This window comes from Acetivibrio ethanolgignens, from assembly GCF_001461035.1.
GTDB lineage: Bacteria > Bacillota > Clostridia > Lachnospirales > Lachnospiraceae > Velocimicrobium > Velocimicrobium ethanolgignens.
In genome coordinates this window covers 1-834 of the sequence record NZ_LNAM01000118.1, presented here as the reverse complement: position 1 = coordinate 834, position 834 = coordinate 1, and the positions used below count along the sequence as shown (strand labels likewise).

The 834-nt window shown below is 37.4% G+C and carries 1 pseudogene; it reads left to right on the top strand.

The window, feature by feature from the left end:
- Positions 1-834: pseudogene (locus ASU35_RS06660) on the top strand (IS4 family transposase); the annotation flags it as partial.

The following is an 834-nucleotide window of genomic DNA, read 5'->3' as shown; positions in this document are numbered from 1 at the left end:
ATGAATAAAAGTATAACACAAGACAACCAGAATGATAACCAGATTTCTGCATCTATCAAAAAGTTTTTCACAAGATTTCATTTATCATCTGCTCTTAAGGCTGCAAATGCATATAAATCAAAAGGTATTCCTGTAATCGAAATCTATCAGTACTTGTTCCTTTTGATATTTTCAAATAGAAGCATGTACATGAGCATGCTAACTGGACGGAACACTCCGACCTTTGCCAAGGATACGGTTTATCGTTTTATGAAAATGGTTCATATCAACTGGATTCGTTTTACCTCGGTTCTCTGCTCCAGAATCATCAGGGATGCTATCCTTCCTTTAAATGATGAGGATAGGGTAAATGTCCTCATTATTGCTGACTCTATGTTTGAACGAAACCGATCCAAAAAAGTTGAGCTTCTTGCAAAAGTTTATGACCATGCAAAACATGCTTACCGAGATGGCTTTCGTATGCTGACACTTGGCTGGTCAGATGGAAGTACTTTATTACCGATTAATAGTGTTCTTCTAACTTCTGAAAAGAAGACGAAGAGGATAAATGAAGCAGAAATACTAGATAGAAGGACTGCTGGGTATAAACGTCGGAATCTCTCTATGACGAAAGGAACCAAGGCAATGCTTGAACTGCTTAAATCATCTAAAGCAGCATCTATTCCGGCAAAGTACGTTCTCTTCGACAGTTGGTTTACCTCTCCAAGTACAATACATGCTGTGAAAGGAATCGGCTATGATGTTGTTGGTATGGTAAAAAAACACAAAAAATGTTTTTCCGTTACAACGGTACCGACATTTCTTTACCTGAAATTTATAAGCAGAATAAGAAGC